General features: G+C 72.4%; 17 protein-coding genes and 2 riboswitches. Of the genes, 10 read left to right on the top strand and 7 right to left on the bottom strand.

The genetic code is table 11. The features are described from left to right. Window positions 1–4: 4 nt before the first annotated feature. The 4 genes from ACFVU7_RS01365 to ACFVU7_RS01350 form a co-directional block, all read right to left on the bottom strand. The gene (locus ACFVU7_RS01365; RefSeq protein ID WP_074000891.1) at window positions 5–1,666 is read right to left on the bottom strand and encodes a ubiquinol-cytochrome c reductase cytochrome b subunit; all 1,662 of its coding nucleotides are present in this window, start codon (window positions 1,664–1,666) and stop codon (window positions 5–7) included. After that, entirely contained in the window at window positions 1,663–2,715 is a 1,053-nt protein-coding gene (locus tag ACFVU7_RS01360; protein ID WP_049651837.1) for a ubiquinol-cytochrome c reductase iron-sulfur subunit, read from the bottom strand. Before ACFVU7_RS01360 ends, ACFVU7_RS01365 begins: the two co-directional genes overlap by 4 nt. Before the next feature lie 8 nt (window positions 2,716–2,723). After that, a complete protein-coding gene (locus ACFVU7_RS01355; protein ID WP_049651836.1) occupies window positions 2,724–3,533 on the bottom strand; it encodes a c-type cytochrome in 810 nt (269 codons plus the stop codon). Between the two features lie 187 nt (window positions 3,534–3,720). Beyond that, window positions 3,721–4,341: a heme-copper oxidase subunit III gene (locus tag ACFVU7_RS01350; RefSeq protein WP_049651835.1), complete on the bottom strand. Its 621-nt coding sequence runs from the start codon at window positions 4,339–4,341 to the stop codon at window positions 3,721–3,723. A 396-nt stretch (window positions 4,342–4,737) separates the two neighbouring features. On the opposite strand from ACFVU7_RS01350, the gene ACFVU7_RS01345 reads away from it, so the two are divergent. The 3 genes from ACFVU7_RS01345 to ACFVU7_RS01335 all read left to right on the top strand — a co-directional run bounded on the left by ACFVU7_RS01345 (window position 4,738) and on the right by ACFVU7_RS01335 (window position 8,016). After that, a complete protein-coding gene (locus ACFVU7_RS01345; RefSeq protein WP_049651834.1) occupies window positions 4,738–5,163 on the top strand; it encodes a hypothetical protein in 426 nt (141 codons plus the stop codon). A gap of 115 nt (window positions 5,164–5,278) precedes the next feature. Next, on the top strand, window positions 5,279–6,355 hold the full coding sequence (gene trpD / locus ACFVU7_RS01340; protein ID WP_107086441.1) for an anthranilate phosphoribosyltransferase: 1,077 nt from the start codon (window positions 5,279–5,281) through the stop codon (window positions 6,353–6,355). Between the two features lie 108 nt (window positions 6,356–6,463). Beyond that, a riboswitch (SAM riboswitch) is annotated at window positions 6,464–6,582 on the top strand. Window positions 6,583–6,633: 51 nt separating this feature from the next. Beyond that, the gene (locus ACFVU7_RS01335; RefSeq protein ID WP_049651833.1) at window positions 6,634–8,016 is read left to right on the top strand and encodes an aminotransferase class V-fold PLP-dependent enzyme; all 1,383 of its coding nucleotides are present in this window, start codon (window positions 6,634–6,636) and stop codon (window positions 8,014–8,016) included. A gap of 3 nt (window positions 8,017–8,019) precedes the next feature. Here the strand turns inward: ACFVU7_RS01335 and ACFVU7_RS01330 are convergent, their stop codons facing one another. Together ACFVU7_RS01330 and ACFVU7_RS01325 are read right to left on the bottom strand one after the other, a co-directional pair. Then, window positions 8,020–8,301 carry an Lrp/AsnC family transcriptional regulator gene (locus tag ACFVU7_RS01330; RefSeq protein ID WP_049651832.1) on the bottom strand — a complete coding sequence of 94 codons (282 nt, stop codon included), beginning with the start codon at window positions 8,299–8,301 and terminating at the stop codon, window positions 8,020–8,022. A gap of 41 nt (window positions 8,302–8,342) precedes the next feature. Then, window positions 8,343–9,125 (bottom strand): rhomboid family intramembrane serine protease, encoded by a 783-nt coding sequence (locus ACFVU7_RS01325; protein ID WP_049651831.1) that lies wholly within the window; start codon window positions 9,123–9,125, stop codon window positions 8,343–8,345. 201 nt (window positions 9,126–9,326) lie between these two features. On the opposite strand from ACFVU7_RS01325, the gene ACFVU7_RS01320 reads away from it, so the two are divergent. From ACFVU7_RS01320 to ACFVU7_RS01295, 6 genes are all read left to right on the top strand, one after another. Beyond that, complete coding sequence (locus ACFVU7_RS01320) at window positions 9,327–9,590, top strand: hypothetical protein (protein ID WP_049651830.1); 264 nt, start codon at window positions 9,327–9,329, stop codon at window positions 9,588–9,590. A 138-nt stretch (window positions 9,591–9,728) separates the two neighbouring features. Next, entirely contained in the window at window positions 9,729–11,159 is a 1,431-nt protein-coding gene (locus ACFVU7_RS01315; protein WP_375874017.1) for an NYN domain-containing protein, read from the top strand. A 200-nt stretch (window positions 11,160–11,359) separates the two neighbouring features. After that, window positions 11,360–12,397 carry a C40 family peptidase gene (locus ACFVU7_RS01310; RefSeq protein ID WP_049651829.1) on the top strand — a complete coding sequence of 346 codons (1,038 nt, stop codon included), beginning with the start codon at window positions 11,360–11,362 and terminating at the stop codon, window positions 12,395–12,397. A gap of 337 nt (window positions 12,398–12,734) precedes the next feature. After that, window positions 12,735–12,888, top strand: a riboswitch (cyclic di-AMP (ydaO/yuaA leader). Window positions 12,889–12,898: 10 nt separating this feature from the next. Then, window positions 12,899–14,014, top strand: a complete 1,116-nt coding sequence (locus ACFVU7_RS01305; RefSeq protein ID WP_049651828.1) for an NlpC/P60 family protein — start codon at window positions 12,899–12,901, stop codon at window positions 14,012–14,014. 227 nt (window positions 14,015–14,241) lie between these two features. Further along, window positions 14,242–15,288 carry a C40 family peptidase gene (locus tag ACFVU7_RS01300; protein ID WP_049651827.1) on the top strand — a complete coding sequence of 349 codons (1,047 nt, stop codon included), beginning with the start codon at window positions 14,242–14,244 and terminating at the stop codon, window positions 15,286–15,288. A gap of 53 nt (window positions 15,289–15,341) precedes the next feature. Next, entirely contained in the window at window positions 15,342–16,484 is a 1,143-nt protein-coding gene (locus tag ACFVU7_RS01295) for a hypothetical protein (protein WP_079271758.1), read from the top strand. Between the two features lie 18 nt (window positions 16,485–16,502). On the opposite strand, the gene ACFVU7_RS01290 is transcribed toward ACFVU7_RS01295, so the two are convergent. Beyond that, window positions 16,503–17,873 (bottom strand): glycosyltransferase 87 family protein, encoded by a 1,371-nt coding sequence (locus ACFVU7_RS01290; protein ID WP_259316559.1) that lies wholly within the window; start codon window positions 17,871–17,873, stop codon window positions 16,503–16,505. A 216-nt stretch (window positions 17,874–18,089) separates the two neighbouring features. On the opposite strand from ACFVU7_RS01290, the gene ACFVU7_RS01285 reads away from it, so the two are divergent. Further along, the gene (locus tag ACFVU7_RS01285; protein WP_049657557.1) at window positions 18,090–19,226 is read left to right on the top strand and encodes a glycosyltransferase family 4 protein; all 1,137 of its coding nucleotides are present in this window, start codon (window positions 18,090–18,092) and stop codon (window positions 19,224–19,226) included. Window positions 19,227–19,281: the final 55 nt, after the last annotated feature.

Genomic DNA, 19,281 nt, shown 5'->3' with positions numbered 1-19,281 from the left:
GGGATCAGTGGTGGCCGTGGCCGCTGGTGATCTCGTGGTGCTCCTCGGCGGTCGGCTTGGGGATCTGGCTGCCCTCGCCGTAGAAGCCGCGGGAGAGCTTGGCCCGGGTGCGGGTGACGACGCCGGCCTTGCGGGCCACGCCGTTCTCGTCCGTCTGGGCCGGCAGCTCGACCGGCTGGTTCTGGTCGTGCGCGGTGAGCTTGTACAGGTCCTTCTGCGGCAGCTGGGTGTGCACCTCGACGAACTCGCCGTGCGGCAGGCGCTTGATGACACCCGACTCGCGGCCGTGCAGCACCTTCTCCTTGTCACGGCGCTGGAGGCCGAGGCACCAGCGCTTGGTGATGATGAAGACGACGACCGGGACGACGAAGAAGCCGACGCGGACGAAGTAGGTGACCGAGTTGATCGACAGGTGCAGGTGGGTGGCGAACAGGTCGTTGCCACCGGCCATCAGCAGGATCAGGTAGAGGCTGATCCAGGCGGCGCCCAGGGCGGTGCGGACCGGGGCGTTGCGCGGGCGGTCCAGGATGTGGTGCTCGCGCTTGTCGCCGGTGATCCAGCCCTCGATGAACGGGTAGGCCGCGATCGAGACCAGGACCAGCGGGAAGATCGCCAGCGGGACCATGACACCCAGGTTGAGGGTGTGGCCGCCCCAGACGCTGATCTCCCAGCCGGGCATGATCCGGATCAGGCCCTCGGAGAAGCCCATGTACCAGTCGGGCTGGGCGTCCGTGGACACCTGGTCGGGACGGTACGGGCCGTACGCCCAGATCGGGTTGATCGTGGCGATCGCCGAGATGACGGCGATGAGGCCGAACACCAGGAAGAAGAAGCCACCGGCCTTGGCCATGTAGACCGGCATCAGCGGCATGCCGACGACGTTCTTCTCGGTCTTGCCCGGGCCCGCCCACTGGGTGTGCTTGTGGTAGAAGACCAGGATCAGGTGCGCCACCAGCAGGCCGAGCATGATGCCCGGGATCAGCAGCACGTGGATGGTGAAGAACCGCGGCACGATGTCGTGGCCGGGGAACTCGCCCCCGAACAGGAACATCTGGACGTAGGTGCCGATCAGCGGGACGGCGAGGATCGCGCCTTCCATGAAGCGGATACCGGTGCCCGACAGCAGGTCGTCCGGCAGGGAGTAGCCGAAGAAGCCGTCGAACATGCCCAGGATCAGCAGCAGGAAGCCGAAGACCCAGTTGATCTCACGCGGCTTGCGGAACGCGCCGGTGAAGAACACGCGCATCATGTGGACGAGCATCGCGGCCACGAAGACCAGGGCGGCCCAGTGGTGGATCTGCCGGATCAGCAGACCGCCGCGGACCTCGAAGCTGATGTCCACCGTGGAGGCGTAGGCCTCCGACATCGGGATGCCCTTGAGCGGCACGTACGAGCCGTCGTAGACGACCTCGGCCATCGAGGGCTTGAAGAACAGCGTCAGGTAGACACCGGTCAGGATGATGATGACGAAGGTGTAGAGGCAGATCTCGCCCAGCATGAAGGACCAGTGGTCCGGGAAGATCTTCCGCAGGTTGGCCTTGGCGAGGGAGTAGATCCCCAGCCGGCCGTCAGTCCAGTCAGCCGCGGCTTCCCACTTGTTGGCGGGCTTTTCACGCGTGCTGGAGGGCTTGGCGGCACCGGTCGTGGTGCTGCTCGCGCTACTCATCGAGCACGCTCCCAGTAGCTCGGGCCGACGGGCTCCGCGAAGTCGCCGGTGGCGACCAGGTTGCCCTTCTCGTCAGTGATGATCTTCAGCTGCGGCAGCGGGTGGCCGGCCGGGCCGAAGATCACGCGGGCGCCGTCCGCCAGGTCGAAGGTCGACTGGTGGCAGGGGCAGAGCGCGTGGTGGGTCTGCTGCTCGTACAGGCTGATCGGGCAGCCGACGTGGGTGCAGATCTTGGAGTAGGCGAGGATGCCCTCGAAACCCAGCTCCTTGGACTTGTCGTCCTTGATGTCCTCGGGCGCGATGCGGACCAGCATCAGGGCGTCCTTGGCGATCCGCTGCTGGAAGTCCTCGCTGTGCGTGGACAGGCCCTCCGGCATGGCGAACGTGAGCGAGCCGACGATGATGTCCTCGGGCTTCATCGGCTGCATGGTGTTCATGTTGATGAGCTGCAGCGGCTTGGTCTCGGTCGCCTCCTTCCAACCGGTCTCCTTGAGCTTCTTCTCGGGAAGCGGGCCAAGGTCACGGAGCAGGACCACGCCGGAGAGCGGGACCAGCGCCATGGAGCCGATCAGGGTGTTGCGGATCATCTTGCGGCGGCCGAAGCCGGACTCGGCGGCACCGGTCTTGAACTGCTCGATGACGTCGTTGCGGACCTCGTCGGAGGCCTCGATCGGGTGACGCTCGGCGGGCAGCTCGACGTCCGACATCAGCGTGCGGGCCCAGTGGACCGCACCCGCGCCGATCATGAACAGCGCGACGCCCAGGGTCAGGCCGAGCGCGAAGTTCAGCGCGCTGACGTGACCGAGCGGGAAGATGTAGACGATCTTGTCCGGGTCGATGGCCACGTACGAGGCGATGAACCCGACAGTGGCGAGCATCGAGACCACGAACATCAGCGAGACCTGGCGCTCGGCACGCGACGCGGCCTTCTCGTCGATGTCGGTGCGACGGGGCTCGTGGGCCGGCAGGCCCGGGTCGGCGAACGGGCTGCCGTGGTCGGCCACCTCGCCGGCGGAGCCGTGCGGCTCCGGGAGCTTCTCTTCTGACATGTCGTGGCTCATGACTTCTTGGCCTTGGTGGTGTGGGCGGCGACCCAGATCGCGACCGCGATGAGCGTGCCGAGGCCGAAGATCCAGCCGAACAGACCCTCGGTCACCGGACCGAGGCTGCCCAGGGTGAGACCGCCGGGGTTGGGCTCATCGTTGGTGGTGTGGCGGACGAAGGCCACGATCTGCTTCTTCTGCTCCTCGGGCATGGTGGTGTCCGGGAACGACGGCATGTTCTGCGGGCCGGTCTGCATGGCCTCGTAGATGTGCTTGGCGTCCACGCCCTCCAGCGAGGGGGCGTACTTGCCCTTGGTCAGGGCACCACCCTGGCCGGCGAAGTTGTGGCACTGGGCGCAGTTGGTGCGGAACAGCTCGCCACCCTTGGAGACGTCCTCGGGGTTGGTCGAGGTGAACTGCTCCTCCGTCGGGGTCACCGGGCCGGGACCGAGGGAGGCGACGAAGGCGGCGAGCTGGTCGATCTCCGCCTGCGAGTAGATGTTCTTCTTGCGCGGGACCTGGGCGCCGGGCTGCTGGGCCGGCATGCGGCCGGTGCCGACCTGGAAGTCGACAGCGGCGGAGCCGACGCCGACCAGGCTCGGACCGTCACTGCTGCCCTGGCCGTTCAGGCCGTGGCAGGAGGAGCAGCCCACGGCGAAGAGCTTCTTGCCCTCATCGATCGCGAGCGACTGCGCGGCGACGTCGGCCTGCGCCTTGTCGGCGGGCGCGAACGCGGCGTACAGCCCCCCGGTTGCCGCCAGGGCGAGAAGTAGGACGACCAGCGCCGCCAATGGGTGGCGCCGTCGTGCGGAGAGCTTTTTCACGGAATAACCCCGGTGTCAGGATCTGGTCGACTGGTGGGTGCACCCGGCGGCCGGTCTGGCCGGCACGAGGCTGCCTGTCTAGGGCTGCGCGCGCGGTCGGTCGGTGGGAGCGTCGGCACCGGCAGAAGCGGCCCGTCGCCGGTGAGGGCGGGGGCCGCAGCCGGTGGCCAGCGACCTGATCAGCTGGTTACTTGATCAGGTAGATGGTCGCGAACAGGCCGATCCACACGACGTCGACGAAGTGCCAGTAGTACGACACGACGATCGCGGCGGTGGCCTGCTCGTGCGTGAAGCGCTTGGCTGCGTACGTCCGTCCCAGGACCAGCAGGAAGGCGATCAGACCACCCGTCACGTGCAGCCCGTGGAAGCCGGTGGTCAGGTAGAACACCGTGCCGTACGGGTCGGAGGACAGCGACAGGCCGTCCTTCTTGACCAGCTCGGTGTACTCGAAGACCTGGCCGCCGATGAAGACCGCGCCCATGGCGAACGTGAGGATGAACCACGCCCGGAGCTTCTTCACGTCTCCGCGCTCGGCGGCGAACACGCCGAGCTGACAGGTCAGCGAGGAGAGCACCAGGATCGTGGTGTTGACCGAGGAGAAGGGCACGTTGAGGGCGTGGGCCTTCTCGGTCCAGAACTCCGGCCCCTTGACGGAGCGGAGCGTGAAGTACATCGCGAAGAGGGCCGCGAAGAACATCAACTCGGAACTGAGCCAGACGATCGTTCCGACGCTGACCATGTTCGGCCGGTTGACCGATCCGTGCGCGTGCCCGGTTTCTACTGCTGTTGCTGTCGCCACGACGGACATTATGTCGGTCCCTTATTCCGTCTTCACGTCGGGGGGTGTCCCTCGGAGTGTCCGGTGCGTGCGGTATGCCCGCTTGGGGGGCGACGGGGTGCCCGTACGGGGGGTGAGCAGCGGCGTGTCCCTTTTCTGATGGTTCCTCGGAGGAGCCTGGACCCCGTTGCCCGGCGCGCCGGTGCACGGTCGGAGTAGCCGAGGGAGGTAGGGGGGAGGGCGTCCGGGTGAGCCGTACGGGTGGACCGGGCGGGGTCGGGTGACGGGCCGTCCTCCAGGCGGGTTAGTCCGGGGCGCGGCGGCTTGAGGAGGAACGTGCGCGAGGGGGACTCGGCGGAGGGTGATCGGGAGTAGCATCCGGATCAGGCGAACGTGGTCCGGATCACACTTGAGGGAGCAGGGCCCATGGCGTACACGACCGATGAGACGCTCACCGTCCTCGTCTACAGCGACGACCGCAACACCCGCGAGCAGGTGCTGACGGCGCTCGGCCGCCGCCCTGCCGAGGACCTTCCGGAACTGTCCTACCTGGAGTGCGCGACCACCCCCGCGGTGCTCAAGGCACTGGAGAAGGGGGGAGTGGACCTCTGCGTGCTGGACGGCGAGGCCGTTCCGGCCGGCGGGCTGGGCCTCGGGCGCCAGCTCAAGGACGAGATCTACGGCTGCCCGCCGGTCCTGGTGCTGATCGGCCGGCCGCAGGACTCCTGGCTGGCCGCCTGGAGCCGGGCCGACGCCGCGATCTCCCGTCCGGTGGAGCCGGTGGCGCTGGCCGGGGCGGTCGCCACCCTGCTGCGGGACCGGCTGGCGAAGCGGACTCCGGCCGTCCGCTGAAATCCGCGCCAGGAGTAGGAAAGACAGGGGTAGAAGCGGGCGCTCCGCTCGATAGGCTGGCTCCATCCGTACGGACGTCCCCGGAGCGGGGAACCGACAACAGCTGGAGTCAGCCATGGTGAACGTGAACCCTGCGAACGGCGGTAGCGACCCCGCGCAGGTGGTCCGCACCTGGCCGGACCTCCTGGCGGCACTGTTGCAGGGGGAGGACCTCGACCGCTCGTCCACCGCGTGGGCGATGGACCGGATCATGAGCGGCGAGGCGTCCCCCGTCCAGGTGGCCGGGTTCATGATCGCGCTGCGGGCCAAGGGCGAGTCGGTCGAGGAGATCGCCGGCCTGGTCGACGCGATGTACGCGCACGCCGAACCGCTGGAGATCCCCGGCCCGGCGGTGGACATCGTCGGCACCGGCGGGGATCGGGCGAAGACCGTCAACATCTCCACCATGTCGGCGATCGTCGCGGCGGCCGCCGGCGCCAAGGTGGTCAAGCACGGCAACCGGTCGGCCTCCTCGACCAGCGGCTCCTCGGACGTGCTGGAGAAGCTCGGGGTGGCGCTGGACCTCTCCCCCCGGCGGGTCGCCGAGGTGGCCGAGGAGGTCGGGCTGACCTTCTGCTTCGCGGCGAAGTTCCACCCCTCGATGCGGCACGCCGCCACCGCGCGGCGCGACCTCGGGGTGCCGACCGCCTTCAACATCCTCGGCCCGCTGACCAACCCGGCCAAGGTCACCGCGCACGCCATCGGCTGCTTCGACACCCGGCTGTCCGGGCTGATCGCCGGGGTGCTGGCCCGGCGGGGCGCCACCGCGCTGGTCTTCCGCGGCGACGACGGGCTGGACGAGCTGACCATCACCACGACCTCGCAGGTCTGGCTGGTGCGCGACGGGGTCGTCACCGAGTCCACCTTCGACCCGCGGGACGTGGGCATCGAGCTGGTCGGCATCGAGGCGCTGCGCGGGGCGGACGCCTCGTACAACGCCGAGGTCGCGCGGCGGCTGCTGGCCGGCGAGCACGGGCCGGTGCGGGACGCCGTCCTGCTGAACACGGCGGCGGCGCTGGTCGCGCTGGAGCTGGGCGACGCGCCGCTCACCGAGCAGCTGGCGGCCGGCATGGAGCGGGCCGCGAAGGCGATCGACTCCGGTGCCGCGCAGGACCTGCTGCGGCGCTGGTCGGAGGCCACCAGCCGGGCCTGAGGCGGCAGTTGGGGAGCCCGTGCCGGTACGCCGGTGCGGGCTCCCGTGCTGTCCGGATGCTGGATGCCCGTTTGACCACCCGGTGGACCAGGCCTAGAGTCTTCGCCAGGTCATGAGTGACAGCGCCAAGCCCCAGCTGGCTGTCCGGCAACCCTCCGTCCGTGGCGGGGTGCCCTGGGTGAGGACCGGGTCGTCACGGCAAGCCGTCCGTGCGACAAGCGCGGACGCCCGACGACTAGCACTCCCGGGGTCCCTTGCCCCAGAAGGAGTGCATCCCCATGTCTCTGGCCACCGAAATCCGCACCCCGCTCGCCGTCCTCGGCGCTGACGTCCAGGTCCCGCTCGCCAGCGGTGAGAAGGTCGGCTACGCGGCGCTCGACTACGCGGCGAGCTCGCCGGCGCTCCAGCGGGTGTGGGACGACGTCGCCGCCTACGCGCCGTACTACGGCAGCGTCCACCGCGGGGCCGGGTACCTCTCCCAGCTGTCCACCGACCTGTTCGAGCAGAGCCGCCGCACCGTCGGCGAGTTCCTCGACCTGCGCGAGGGCGACCAGGTGGTCTTCACCCGGGCCACCACCGACTCGCTCAACCTGCTGGCCTCCGCCGTCCCGGCCGGCACCCGGGTGTTCGCCTTCGAGACCGAGCACCACGCCTCGCTGCTGCCCTGGGCGCACGCCGGACTGGACGTCACCTACCTGCGGGCGCCGCGCTCGCGGGCCGAGGCGGTGGCCGCGCTGGACGCCGCGCTCGCCGAGGCGCCCGAGGGCCCCAAGCTGCTCTGCGTCACCGGCGCCTCCAACGTGACCGGCGAGCTGTGGCCGGTCGCCGAGCTGACCGCGACCGCGCACCGGCACGGCGCCCGGGTGGTGCTGGACGCCGCCCAGCTGGCGCCGCACCACCGGGTCTCGGTGCGCGAGCTGGACGTCGACTGGATCGCCTTCTCCGGCCACAAGATCTACGCGCCGTTCGGCGCCGGGGTGCTGGCCGGCCGGGCGGACTGGCTGGACGCGGCCGAGCCGTACCTGGCCGGCGGCGGGGCGACCCGGACGGTGGCCCGGGAGGCCGACGGCTCGGTGGCCGTGCAGTGGCACACCGGCCCGGCCCGGCACGAGGCCGGCTCGCCGAATGTCATCGGCGCCTACGCGATCGCCTCGGCCTGCCGGGCGCTGACCGAGGCCGGCTTCGACGGGCTGGAGGCCCGCGAGCAGCAGCTGATCGCCCGGCTGACGGCCGGGCTGGCCGAGATCCCGCAGGTCAAGGTGCTGAACCTGTTCGGCGAGGGCTCCGCCCGGGTGGGCGTGCTGTCCTTCGTCGTCCGGGACTGGAACAGCTCGCACTTCTCCGCCGCGCTGTCCGCCGAGTACGGCATCGGGGTGCGCGACGGCCTGTTCTGCGCCCACCCGCTGGTGCGCACGCTGCTCGGCGACGAGGACGAGGCACCGTCCGAGTGTGGTGCGCCCGAGCCGTCGCTGCCGGGCGAGCGCAGCCTGAACGCGATCCGGGTGAGCTTCGGAGCCGGGACGCCGGACGAGCACGTCGACCGCTTCCTGACCGCCGTCCGGGAGCTGGTCACGGAGGGCGCGGCGTGGAACTACCGCAACGAGGGCGGGCGCTGCGTCGCCACCGTGCAGGTCGAGCGGGGCCGGCGCGCCGAGGGCTGACCGCTACTCGTCCAGGCCGAGGGCGAAGGCGGCCTCCAGGTCGTGCTGGGAGTAGGTGCGGAAGGCGATCTGGGTCTCGGTGTGGGCCACGCCCGGGACCTTGTTGAGCCGGCCCGGGATGACCTCGGCCAGGTCGTCGTGCCGGCGCACCCGCACCATCGCCACCAGGTTGTAGCCCCCCGTCACCGAGTAGACCTCGCTCACGCCGTCGATGGCGGCGATGGATTCGGCGATCTCCGGGATGCGGTCGACACTGGTCTTGATCAGGACGATGGCGGTGATCACAGTTCGGGCTCCTTTGTGGGGTGCCGCCAGCGTATCGGGCGTCAGCCCGGTCGTCGCGGGGGGTGGCGGACCACGGTGCAGGCGTAGAGGAACCCGGCCGAGAAGCCGATCACGTGGACCAGGTACGCCACCCCGGGGCCGGCCGCGTGCACCGACCACCACTGCAGGACGAACCAGAGGCCGAGCACCAGCCAGGCCGGGAAGCGCAGCGGCAGGAAGAACAGCAGCGGGACGAGGGTGGTCACCCGGGCCCGGGGGTGGAGGCGCAGGTAGGCGCCGAGGGCGGCGGCGATCGCCCCGGAGGCCCCGATGAGCACCCGGGTGGAGTTCGGCGAGTGCGCCTCGGCGAGCGCGAAGCCGTACGTGGTCAGGCTGCCGGCGGCCAGGTAGAAGACGGCGTACCGGGCCCGGCCCAGCCGCCGTTCGACGGTGGGGCCGAAGACCTGGAGGAAGAGCAGGTTCCCGAGCAGGTGCAGCCAGCCGGCGTGCAGGAAGAGCCCGGTGAGGACGGACAGCGCCGGGCGCTTGCCCGGGGTCGGGGCGGCCGGGCAGCCGGGGACCGGGTCGGGGGCCTCGGCGAGCTGTTCGGCGGTCAGCGGCCGTCCGGCCAGCACCTCGGCCGGGACGGCGCCCCAGCGCTGCTCGTACCGCTGCTCCGCGCAGACCCGGGCCTGGCCGGTGCCGTACAGCGGGTTGAGCCCCGCGGCCGGGCCGAGCAGGAAGACCAGGGTGTTGAGGGCGATCAGGGCGTAGCTGACCACGGGGGCGGTCGCCGCCGGGCGGCCGCCCCGGGCGGCGGTGTGGTCGGGGACCGCGAGCGCCATGCGGCCAAGCATCCCTCCGGGCGCCGCAGGTGACACGGCGGTTTACGGCAGGTGGACTAGCCCGGGTGTTCAGGCAACCGGTGGTCGCGACGGTTGCCCCAGGCAATAGGCTTGGGGCGGGCATTCCCGCCTCCCGCCGCCGACGCCGGGGCTCCGGGGGGAGCGCCTGCCCCACCCAGGGACCACCCGAGAGGACCCCCGATGACCGTCCCCGCTCTGACCGCCGAGACGCGCTGGCGCTGCACCCTGTGCGGCAACCTCACCCGCTTCGACGTGACCCGCACCGCGCGGGTGACCGAGTTCCTGCACTTCGACCTGGCCGGCGAGTCCAAGGTCGAGGAGACCGAGGTGCTGAGCGAGACCGTCGAGTCGGTGCGCTGCCGCTGGTGCAACGCCGTGGACCAGGTCGAGCTGGTGGCCCGTCCGGGCGCCGAGGAGACGCAGGCCCCCGCCGACCAGGGCTGATCCCCGCCGCGGCGGCGGGGTGGGTGCGCGGCGCACCCGCCCGCGCCGCACGGGACAATACAGAACAGGACGCACGGAGCGTGCCGACGGGGGGCGGCCGCGGCCGTGCCCCGCTGGACCAGGATCGGAGCCGAGGACGTGGTGGACGCAGCGAAGGAGCCCGGCGCAGCCCAGGGGCTTCAGCCCGCTGCGGCCGAGGCCCCGGCCGAGGCTGCCGGGACGGCGGACGGCGCCTCCGGGTCCGCGGCGGAGCGCGCCGTCGAGAAGCTCGACCGGCCGCTGCCCGAGGGCGTGCGCCGTCGGGTGGTCGGCCTGGCCTCGGACGCGCTCGGCGGGGTGCCGCCGGCCGAGCTCCCGCAGAGCCTGCGTCAGTACGTCAAGTTCACCCCGGCGCGGCGGGCCAAGTACGCGGCCACCGCGCTGGCGGCGGCGCTGGAGGCGGAGCCGGCCTTCCGGGTGCGGATAGCGGAGCGGCTGCGTCTCGGGCAGCCGGACCTGGTGAAGGCGCTGGAGTCGGGCACCGTCCCGAGCGCGGCCGATCCGATGGACGTCGCGGCCGCCGCCTACCTGGTGCGTTCGACGGGCTGGAGCCGGCTGGTGGCCGAGGCCGGCGAGGAGGCCGAGCGGGCCGGTGCCGAGGACGCGGCCGCGGAGGCGGTCCGGCTGGTGGAGAAGCTGCAGGCCGAGCTGGCCGAGGTGCGGGCCTCCGCGCGGGCGGACGCGGACCGGCAGCGGGCCGAGTCCGACGGCGTCCGCAGGGAGGCCGAGTCGCTGCGCAAGAGGGTGCGGTCGCTGGAGAGCGACACCCGCCGGGCGCAGGCCGAGACCCGCCGGGTGGCCGGCGAGCTGGACGCGCTGAAGGCGCAGGCCGCGGCCGAGCGCGGCGCGGCCGAGAGCGAGGCGCGCCGGCTCCGGCACCGGGTCCTGGAGCTGGAGAACGCGGCCGAGCAGGGCCGCCGTTCGGCCCGCGAGGGGCGCAGCGTCGAGGACATGCGGCTGCGGCTGCTGCTGGACACCGTGCTGCAGTCGGCCCAGGGGCTCCAGCGGGAGCTGGCGCTGCCGGTCGCCCAGATCCGCCCGGCGGACCTGGTGGAGGCGGTGGTGCCGGGGGCGGCCTCGCCGCACGACGTGGCCCGGCGCGGGCTGGCCGAGGACGATCCGGCGCTGCTGGACCAGCTGCTGGCGATCCCCCAGGTGCACCTGGTGGTGGACGGCTACAACGTGACCAAGACCGGTTATCCGACGCTGCCGCTGGAGCAGCAGCGGATCCGGCTGCTGGGCGGGCTGGCGATGCTGGCCCAGCGGACCCAGGCGGAGGTCACCTGCGTGTTCGACGGGCAGGACCTGGACGTCCCGGTGATCATGGCGCCACCGCGCGGGGTCCGGGTGCGGTTCAGCCGGACCGGGGAGACGGCCGACGAGCTGATCCGCCGTCTGGTGCGGGCCGAGCCGCAGGGCCGTCCGGTGGTGGTGGTGTCCACCGACCGGGAGGTCGCGGAGGGCGTGCGGAAGGCGGGCGCGCGCCCCGTGGCGTCGGTGCTGCTGCTGAACCGACTGGCCCGGCCCTGAACCCGGGGAGGTTCGCATGATGCCTGGTCAGGGCCTGTTTCGGAGCATTGTGCGAGTCCGGTGAAGTCAGTGTGGGGACCGGAGTTCACGCCTTCGGGGGAGTGGCAAAACGGATAGATCTTCACTAGGGTCTGGCGTCAAACCTATTTTCCGGAATCTCATCCCATCAGGTGAGCCCGTTGGAAGAAGGAGCCGGTCCCTTGGCCTCCCACCGCCGTCCCAAGCAGCCGAGCCGCGCACGGATCTCCGTGCTCACCGCGGCCGCTGCGACCGCGGTCGCCCTCTCCGCCCAGGTGGCCGCGCACGCCGCGCCGCAGCCGAACAAGACGGACGTCAAGGCGCAGATCGACCAGCTCCAGGAGGAGCAGGAGCAGGCGGCCGAGAAGTACAACGGCGCCAAGGAGCGGGCCGACCAGCTGCGCAAGCAGGCCGACCAGCTGCAGGACCAGGTGGCCCGCGGCCAGGAGCAGATGACCCAGCTCCAGGGCGGCCTCGCCGAGGTGGCGGGCGAGCAGTACCGCAGCGGCGGCATCGACCCGTCCGTCCAGCTGATGCTCTCCTCGGACCCGTCCGGCTACCTGGACAAGGCCTCCACCGTCCAGCAGGCCAGCACCAGTCAGGCCGAGGCGCTCAAGGGGCTGCTGGACCAGCAGCGCCGGCTGGACCAGGAGAAGACCGAGGCGGCCGCCGTCCTCGCCTCGCTGGACACCACCACCAAGGACCTGAACCAGGCCAAGTCGGACGTCAACACCAAGCTGAAGGCCGCCCAGGACCTGCTGAACTCGCTGAGCTCCGCCGACCGCGCGGCGCTGCGGGCCCAGCAGGCGCAGGACGACCGCGCCTCGCGCGGCAGCGACCGGGTCGACCTCGGCAGCCTGCCGCCGGCCAGCGGCTACGCGGCCACGGCGCTGGCCAAGGCGATGAGCAAGCAGGGCTCGCCGTACGTGTGGGGCGCCACCGGGTCGACCACCTTCGACTGCTCGGGCCTGATGGTCTGGGCGTACGGGCAGGCGGGCGTCTCGCTGCCGCGCACCTCGCAGGAGCAGGGCCACTACGGCACCCGGATCCCCTCGCTGGACCAGGCCCAGCCGGGCGACCTGGTGATCTACGGCCCCGACATGCACCACGTCGGGATGTACATCGGCAACGGCATGGTGGTCCACGCGCCGCACACCGGCGACGTGGTGAAGGTGATGAAGGCCGACGCGATGTCGATCAACACCATCCGCCGGGTCTGACGGCCCGACACGCCCGGGGGCTCCCGCGGGGGCCTGTGAAAAGCGCCACCCCCGTTCGGGGTGGCGTTTCGGGTTTCCGGCCCTTCGACGACCACATGGTGAGAACCGATCAGCCTTGTGTGCGTCAATGGTCACCATCGGTCATTTTCACAAAGGAACTTGGGTAATCTTCTGTCTTTTTTCTGACAAGGATTTGAACCGATCACGGTTCAGTTACTAGGGTCATGCTCCGAACCACCGCACTGTCGATCGCCCAGCCAGGGTGGCGGCGGTGGTTACCGTCGAGTTCGCAAGGCAGCGGGACAGGTCGAAGCGACTGTCCGACAGGGGAGCCCAGTGGTAGGGGGCGCTGCGGAGCGGAGCCGGGGAACCACGTTCCTCCGGGGTGAATCGGCGCCAGGTCGGCCGGTGGAACGGCCGTGAGGCGTCGTAGGGCATGCTTCCGGCCCGAACCCGTCAGCTCACCCGGTAGGCGGCCGTAGGAAGAAGGAGTCCGCCTTCGTGGCGTCCCATCGTCGTCCCAAGCCCGCCGGCCGCGCCCGGGTCTCGATCCTGACCGGCGTCGCCGCCGCAGCCGTCGTCCTCTCCGCGCAGGGTGCCCACGCGGACCCGCAGCCGACCAAGGAACAGGTCAAGGGGCAGGTCGACCAGCTCAACGAGCAGGCCGAGGTCGCGACCGAGAACTACAACGCCGCCCAGGCCAAGCAGCAGGACCTGGAGAAGCAGGTCTCCGGCCTGCAGGACCAGGTGGCCCGTCAGCAGGCCCAGGTCACCGAGCTCCAGGGCGGCCTCGCCGAGATCGCCGGCGAGCAGTACCGCAACGGGGGGATATCCCCCACCGTCCAGCTGATGTTCTCCTCCAGCCCGGACAGCTTCCTCAGCCAGGCCGACGCGCTGAACCAGGCCGGCAGCACCCAGAAGGGTCAGCTGAAGGAGCTCCAGGAGCAGCAGCGCAAGCTCGACCAGGACCGCAACGAGGCCCAGGGCAAGCTCGCCGAGCTGGAGTCGACCACCCAGCAGCTGAAGGCCTCCAAGGACGAGGTCCAGGGCAAGCTGAAGGCGGCCCAGGACCTGCTCAACACGCTGACCGAGCAGGACCGCCAGGCGCTGCGCCAGGCCGAGGAGAAGGCCGCCGCCGAGGCCAAGGCCAAGGCCGACGCCGCCCAGGCCCAGCAGCAGCAGGCCGACCGCGCCTCCCGCGACAACAGCCGCGGCAGCCTCTCGGCCCCCACGACCACCGCTCCGGTGAACGTGGCCCCCGGCAGCTCGCGCGGTGCCGCCGCGCTGTCCGCCGCCGCCTCCAAGATCGGCAGCCCGTACGTCTGGGGCGCCACCGGCCCGGGCTCCTTCGACTGCTCCGGTCTGATGGTCTGGGCGTACAACCAGGCCGGCGTGTCGCTGCCGCGCACCTCGCAGGCGCAGGCCTCGGCCGGCACCCGGCTCGGGACGGACCTCTCCAAGGCCCAGCCCGGCGACCTGCTGATCTTCTACACCGACGCCCACCACGTCGGCATCTACGCCGGCAACGGCCAGGTGCTGCACGCGCCCAAGCCGGGCGCGTCGGTGCGCTACGAGGCGGTCACCAACATGCCGCTGACCGGCATCGTGCGGGTCTGATCCCCGCTCGGACGTCTCCAGGCCCGGTCTCCCCCAGGGGAGGCCGGGCCTGCGGCTTTTCCGGCGGCTCGATCTGATGTCCGATTGGGGAGTGAATATTCGGGTTGGGAGGGGTTTGGACTCGCTTGCCCGGACTCGCTAACGTCTGCCACCGGACTCCCGCTCGACGGCCGCCCGTCCCGGTGCGGCGGCGGGGGCCGCGCCGCAGGATTGGAGCCGCTGCCGCCATGCCCGTGCACCGCCGTTCCCAACTGCTCACCCGGGCGCTGGTGCTGACCGCGGCCGCCGCCACCGCGTTGGGCGCGGCCACCGGAGGCAGCGCCCAGGCGGCCCCCGCCAGCCCCGACCCGGGCGACCGTCAGGACGTCAAGACGCAGGTCGAGCAGCTGTACGACGAGGCCGAGCAGGCGTCCGAGAGGTTCAACGCCGCGCAGGAGGCCCAGCGGCGGCTCCAGGGTGAGACCACGATCCTCCAGGGCGAGATCGCCCTCGCCCAGGACCAGCTCAACGGGCTGCGCGGCGACCTGGCGATGGTGGCCGGGGCCGAGTACCGCGGCGGCGGGATGACCCAGACCGCCCAACTCATCCTCTCGCCCGACCCGGAGGGCTACCTGGCCCGCGCCCGCACCCAGGGCCAGGCCGCCGTGCGCCAGCAGGAGACCCTGCACGAGCTGATCACCCGCCAGCGCCGGCTCGACCAGCGCCGCACCGAGGCGGCCGACAAGCTCGCCGAGCTGGACCGGACCCGGCGTTCGCTCGCCGACAGCAAGCAGCAGGTCCAGCAGCGGCTGGCCGGGGCGCAGAAGCTGCTGAACGGCCTGGGCGCCGTCGAGCGGGCCCGGCTGGCGGTCCAGGACGCCCGGGACGCCGAGCAGCGCGCCACCCGGGGCACCGACCGGCTGGACCTCGGCACCGCCCCGCCCGCCTCCGAGCGCGGGGCGGCCGCGCTGGCCGCCGCGGTGCGGATGATCGGCTCCCCGTACGTCTACGGGGCCACCGGCCCGCACGCGTTCGACTGCTCCGGTCTGATGTACTACAGCTGGCGGCAGGCCGGAGTGACCCTGCCGCGCACCTCGCAGGCCCAGGCGTACGCTGGGCAGCGGATCAGCTTGTCCGAAGCGCGACCGGGAGACCTGGTGATCTTCTACCGGGACATGCACCACGTCGGCATGTACGCCGGCGGCGGCGTGATCGTGCACGCCCCACGCCCGGGCGCCAGGGTCCGCTACGAGAGCGTCACCGCCATGCCGGTCTCCGGGGTGGTCCGGCTCTGAGCGCCCCGCCGTCCGGCCCCGCCGGACCCGCCGCCATACGTCGCCCCCGCCGCGTGCTGTCCCGGCGGGGCGCGCTGCTGCTCGCGGCCGGCGGGCTGGCCCAGCTGTCGCTGCCGCCGGCCGCCCCGCCGGCGCCCGCGGCGCGGCCGGTGGACCGGCGCGCCGAGGTGGCCGCCGCGCTGGCGGAGCGGGCGCGCTCGGCCCCGCCCTGGGCCGGGCTGCCGGTGGCCGAGGCCGGGTACCGCAACCTGGTGCTCGGCGCCGCCGGCGGGGAGCGGGTGACCGCCGCCGCCGACCTGGCGGTGCGGATCGCCGGGTACGACGAGCACCCGGTGGTGTACCCGCGCCGGATCGGGCTGGTACGGGCCGGGGACGGCTGGCGGGTCGAGCGCGAGGAGAGCGCGTCCGGGCCGCCCGCGCCGTGGGACTTCGGGCCGCTCCGGTCCTCGCCGGGCGCCCACTGCCTGGTGGTCGGGCCGGCCGCGGGACCCGACCAGGCCGAGCTGGTCGCGGTGGGGGACCGGGCGGTGCCAGCCGTCACCGAGGTCTGGGGCGGTGCCTGGCCGGAGCGGCTGCTGCTGGAGCGGCCGGCCACCGAGGAGCAGTTCGCCCGGCTGCTGGAGGGTGACCCGGCCGGCTGGACGGGCATGGCGGCGGTCACCGTGGCCGCCCCCGGCGCGCCCTGGCACACCCCGGCGGACCGGGTGCTGGTCAACCCGGAGGCGTACGGGCGGCTCAGCGGCTTCGGCCGCCAGGTGGTGGTCACCCACGAGGCCACTCACGTCGCGACCAGGGACGACACCCGGGCCTGGACCCCGCTGTGGCTCTCCGAGGGCGTCGCCGACTGGACGGCGTACCGGGACTCGGGCCGCGGCCCGCAGCAGATCGCGCCCGAGCTGGCCCGGGACGTGGCCGCCGGGAAGCTGCCCGCCGCGCTGCCCGCCGACCGGGACTTCGCCGCCGGGGCCACCGGCATCGCCCAGGCCTACGAGCAGTCCTGGCTGGCCTGCGAGCTGATCGGCCGCACCCACGGGCCGCAGCGGCTGGTCGCCTTCTACCGGGCGATCGGCGCGGCCGACGGGCAGGGCGAGGACCGGGAGCGCCGCACCGACCGGCTGATGCGCCGCGAACTGGGCGTCGGCCTGGCGGAGTTCACCCGGCTCTGGCTGGAGCAGGTGGCGGCGCTGAAGGGCTGACCGGCCGCGGAGGGCAGGTCAGCGGCGCTGTTCGGCCGGGGTGCCCGGGTGGTCGATGCCGTCCAGCAGGTCCTGCTCGTAGGCGATGCCCGGGCGCACCGGGTAGCCGGCGGACGGCAGCGCGGCGGGCTCGCGGTCCAGCACCACGGTCGGCGGCAGCGGCGCCTCGCCGCGGGTGGAGCGCCAGAGCCGCACGCAGGAGAGCACGGCGGCGGCCAGCAGCAGCAGGTTGCGCGCGGCCAGGACGGCGACCGCCGCCGGCTCGCTGGCCAGGACCTGGGTGAACATGGTCGGGAACTCGACCAGGGTCAGCGGGCAGGCGAGCAGGATCAGCACCGCCACCGGCCGCTGGCTGCTGTTGCGCACGGTCAGGCAGACCGCCGCGACGCCGACCAGCCAGACCAGGTACTGCGGGCTGATCACCCGGCTGGTCACCACGAAGATCAGCAGCGCGCACAGCGCGGCGTCGTACATGGTGGCCGCGCTGCGGCGCTTGGAGGTGTAGCGCCACAGCAGCAGCCAGGCGAAGCCCAGCAGGGTGCCGGCCATCATGACCTTGCTGATCACGTCGACCCACGGCCCGAGCATCTCGGGGGAGCCGTAGTTCATGGTGACCTTGCCGTCCCAGGCGTCGGCGATCCGGGCGAAGTGCAGCGGCAGCGCGCCGAGCGACTCCACCTCGATGCCGCGGTCCTTCTGGAACGCCAGGAACTCGAAGGCGCCGTTCATCCCGGCCGTCAGCAGGAAGCCGATCGAGACGGCGGTGGCCGCCGCCAGCGTCCAGGAACGGCGGGTGCGGCGGCCCGACGGGGTGCCGATCAGGCCGATCAGCGGCCAGATCTTGACGATGCCGCCCAGGCCCAGCAGCAGCCCGCCGACCGCCGGGCGGCGGATCAGCGCCAGCAGGCCGGCCAGGGCGACCGCGGTGACGATGACGTCGAAGCGGTTGTAGATCATCGGGCCGAGCAGCGGGACGCCCACCACCCACATCCAGGCGCCGGTCAGCGCCCGGCCCCGGCGCAGGCCGGTGCGCACCAGCAGCGCGGCCGCGGCGGCGTCGGCGATCCCGCAGATCACCCAGAACGAGACCAGGTACGACCAGGGCAGCAGGCCCGGCAGCAGGATCACCAGGGCGGCGCCCGGCGGGTACTGCCAGGTCACGTCGTCGAACGGGAAGGTGCCGGTCTGGAGCACGCCGTACCAGGCGTGGTAGATCATCCAGACGTCCGCCGTGACGTCGCCGCCGGGCGCCTTCAGCACACCCGTCGCCAGCAGCACCAGCAGGGCGCGGGTGGCGACCCAGGTCGCGCCGAGCGCGGCGAGCGCCCCGAGCGGGCGGCCGAGGCGGCCGCGCGAAGAACCGGGCTCGGTGGCCGGGGCCAATTCCACTGCGCTCCCTCGTTCGTCTCGGACGTCCCCACCGGAGGCGTCGTACCGACGGACGCCCGGGCCGCGTGCTGGACGACGGCCTAGGTACTAGGACTGACCCGGGGGTCAAACGGTTGCCGTGCGCGGTTCCGTTCCCGGTGGGTCATGGTGTTGACCTATCGTACGGATCACCCAGCGGTACACCGCGCACCCCCCGACCGAGCGAGCCGTGGCCTGATGCACAGAACCTTGATCGTCACCAACGACTTCCCGCCCCGCCCCGGTGGCATCCAGGCCTTCGTGCACAACATGGCCGTGCGTCAGCCCGCAGGCAGTGTCGTGGTCTACGCCTCGACCTGGCGGGACGGCACCGAGGTGGCCCGGTTCGACGCCGAGCAGCCGTTCCCGGTGATCCGGGACCGGACGAAGGTGATGGTTCCCACACCGCGGGTCACCCGGCGGGCCGCCGAGATCCTGCGCGCGGAGAAGTGCGACTCGGTCTGGTTCGGCGCCGCCGCCCCGCTCGGGCTGATGGCGCCCGCGCTGCGCCGGGCCGGCGCCGGGCGGCTGCTCGGCATGACCCACGGGCACGAGGCCGCCTGGGCCCAGCTGCCGGTCTCCCGGCAGCTGCTGCGCCGGATCGGCGCGGGCACCGACGTGCTGACCTACCTGGGCGAGTACACCCGCTCCCGGATCGCCGCCGCGGTCGGGCCGCAGGCCGCCGCCCGGATGGTCCAGCTGCCGCCGGGCGTGGACGAGACGACCTTCCACCCGGGCTCCGGGGGCGCCGAGGTGCGCCGCCGGCTCGGGCTGGCGGACCGGCCGGTGGTGGTCTGCGTCTCCCGCCTGGTGCCCCGCAAGGGCCAGGACACCCTGATCGAGGCGATGCCGCAGATCCTCGCCGACGTGCCGGACGCGGTGCTGCTGATCGTCGGCGGCGGCCCGTACCGGGCGGACCTGGAGAAGCTCGCGGACGCCACGGGCGTCCGGGACTCGGTGCGGTTCACCGGCTCGGTGCCGTGGGAGGAGCTGCCCGCCCACTACGGGGCCGGGGACGTCTTCGCGATGCCGTGCCGCACCCGGCGCGGGGGGCTGGACGTCGAGGGCCTGGGCATCGTCTACCTGGAGGCCTCGGCGACCGGCCTGCCGGTGGTCGCGGGGGACTCCGGCGGCGCGCCGGACGCGGTGCTGGAGGGCGAGACCGGGTACGTGGTGCCCGGCGGCTCGGCCCCGGCGGCGGCCGAGCGGATCGTACGGCTGCTGCGCGACGAGGAGCTGCGGCGGCGGATGGGCGAGGCCGGGCGGCGCTGGGTGGAGCGCTCCTGGCGCTGGGACCTGCTGGCCGGGCGGCTGACCTCGCTGCTGGCCGGCTGACGCGGGTACGCCGAAGGGCCCCGGGGAGTCCCCCCGGGGCCCTTCGGCGTACCGG

The sequence above is a fragment of the Kitasatospora sp. NPDC058046 genome (assembly GCF_042885595.1).
In the GTDB taxonomy this organism is placed as follows: domain Bacteria; phylum Actinomycetota; class Actinomycetes; order Streptomycetales; family Streptomycetaceae; genus Kitasatospora.
This window is presented reverse-complemented; position numbering and strand designations above follow the sequence as displayed.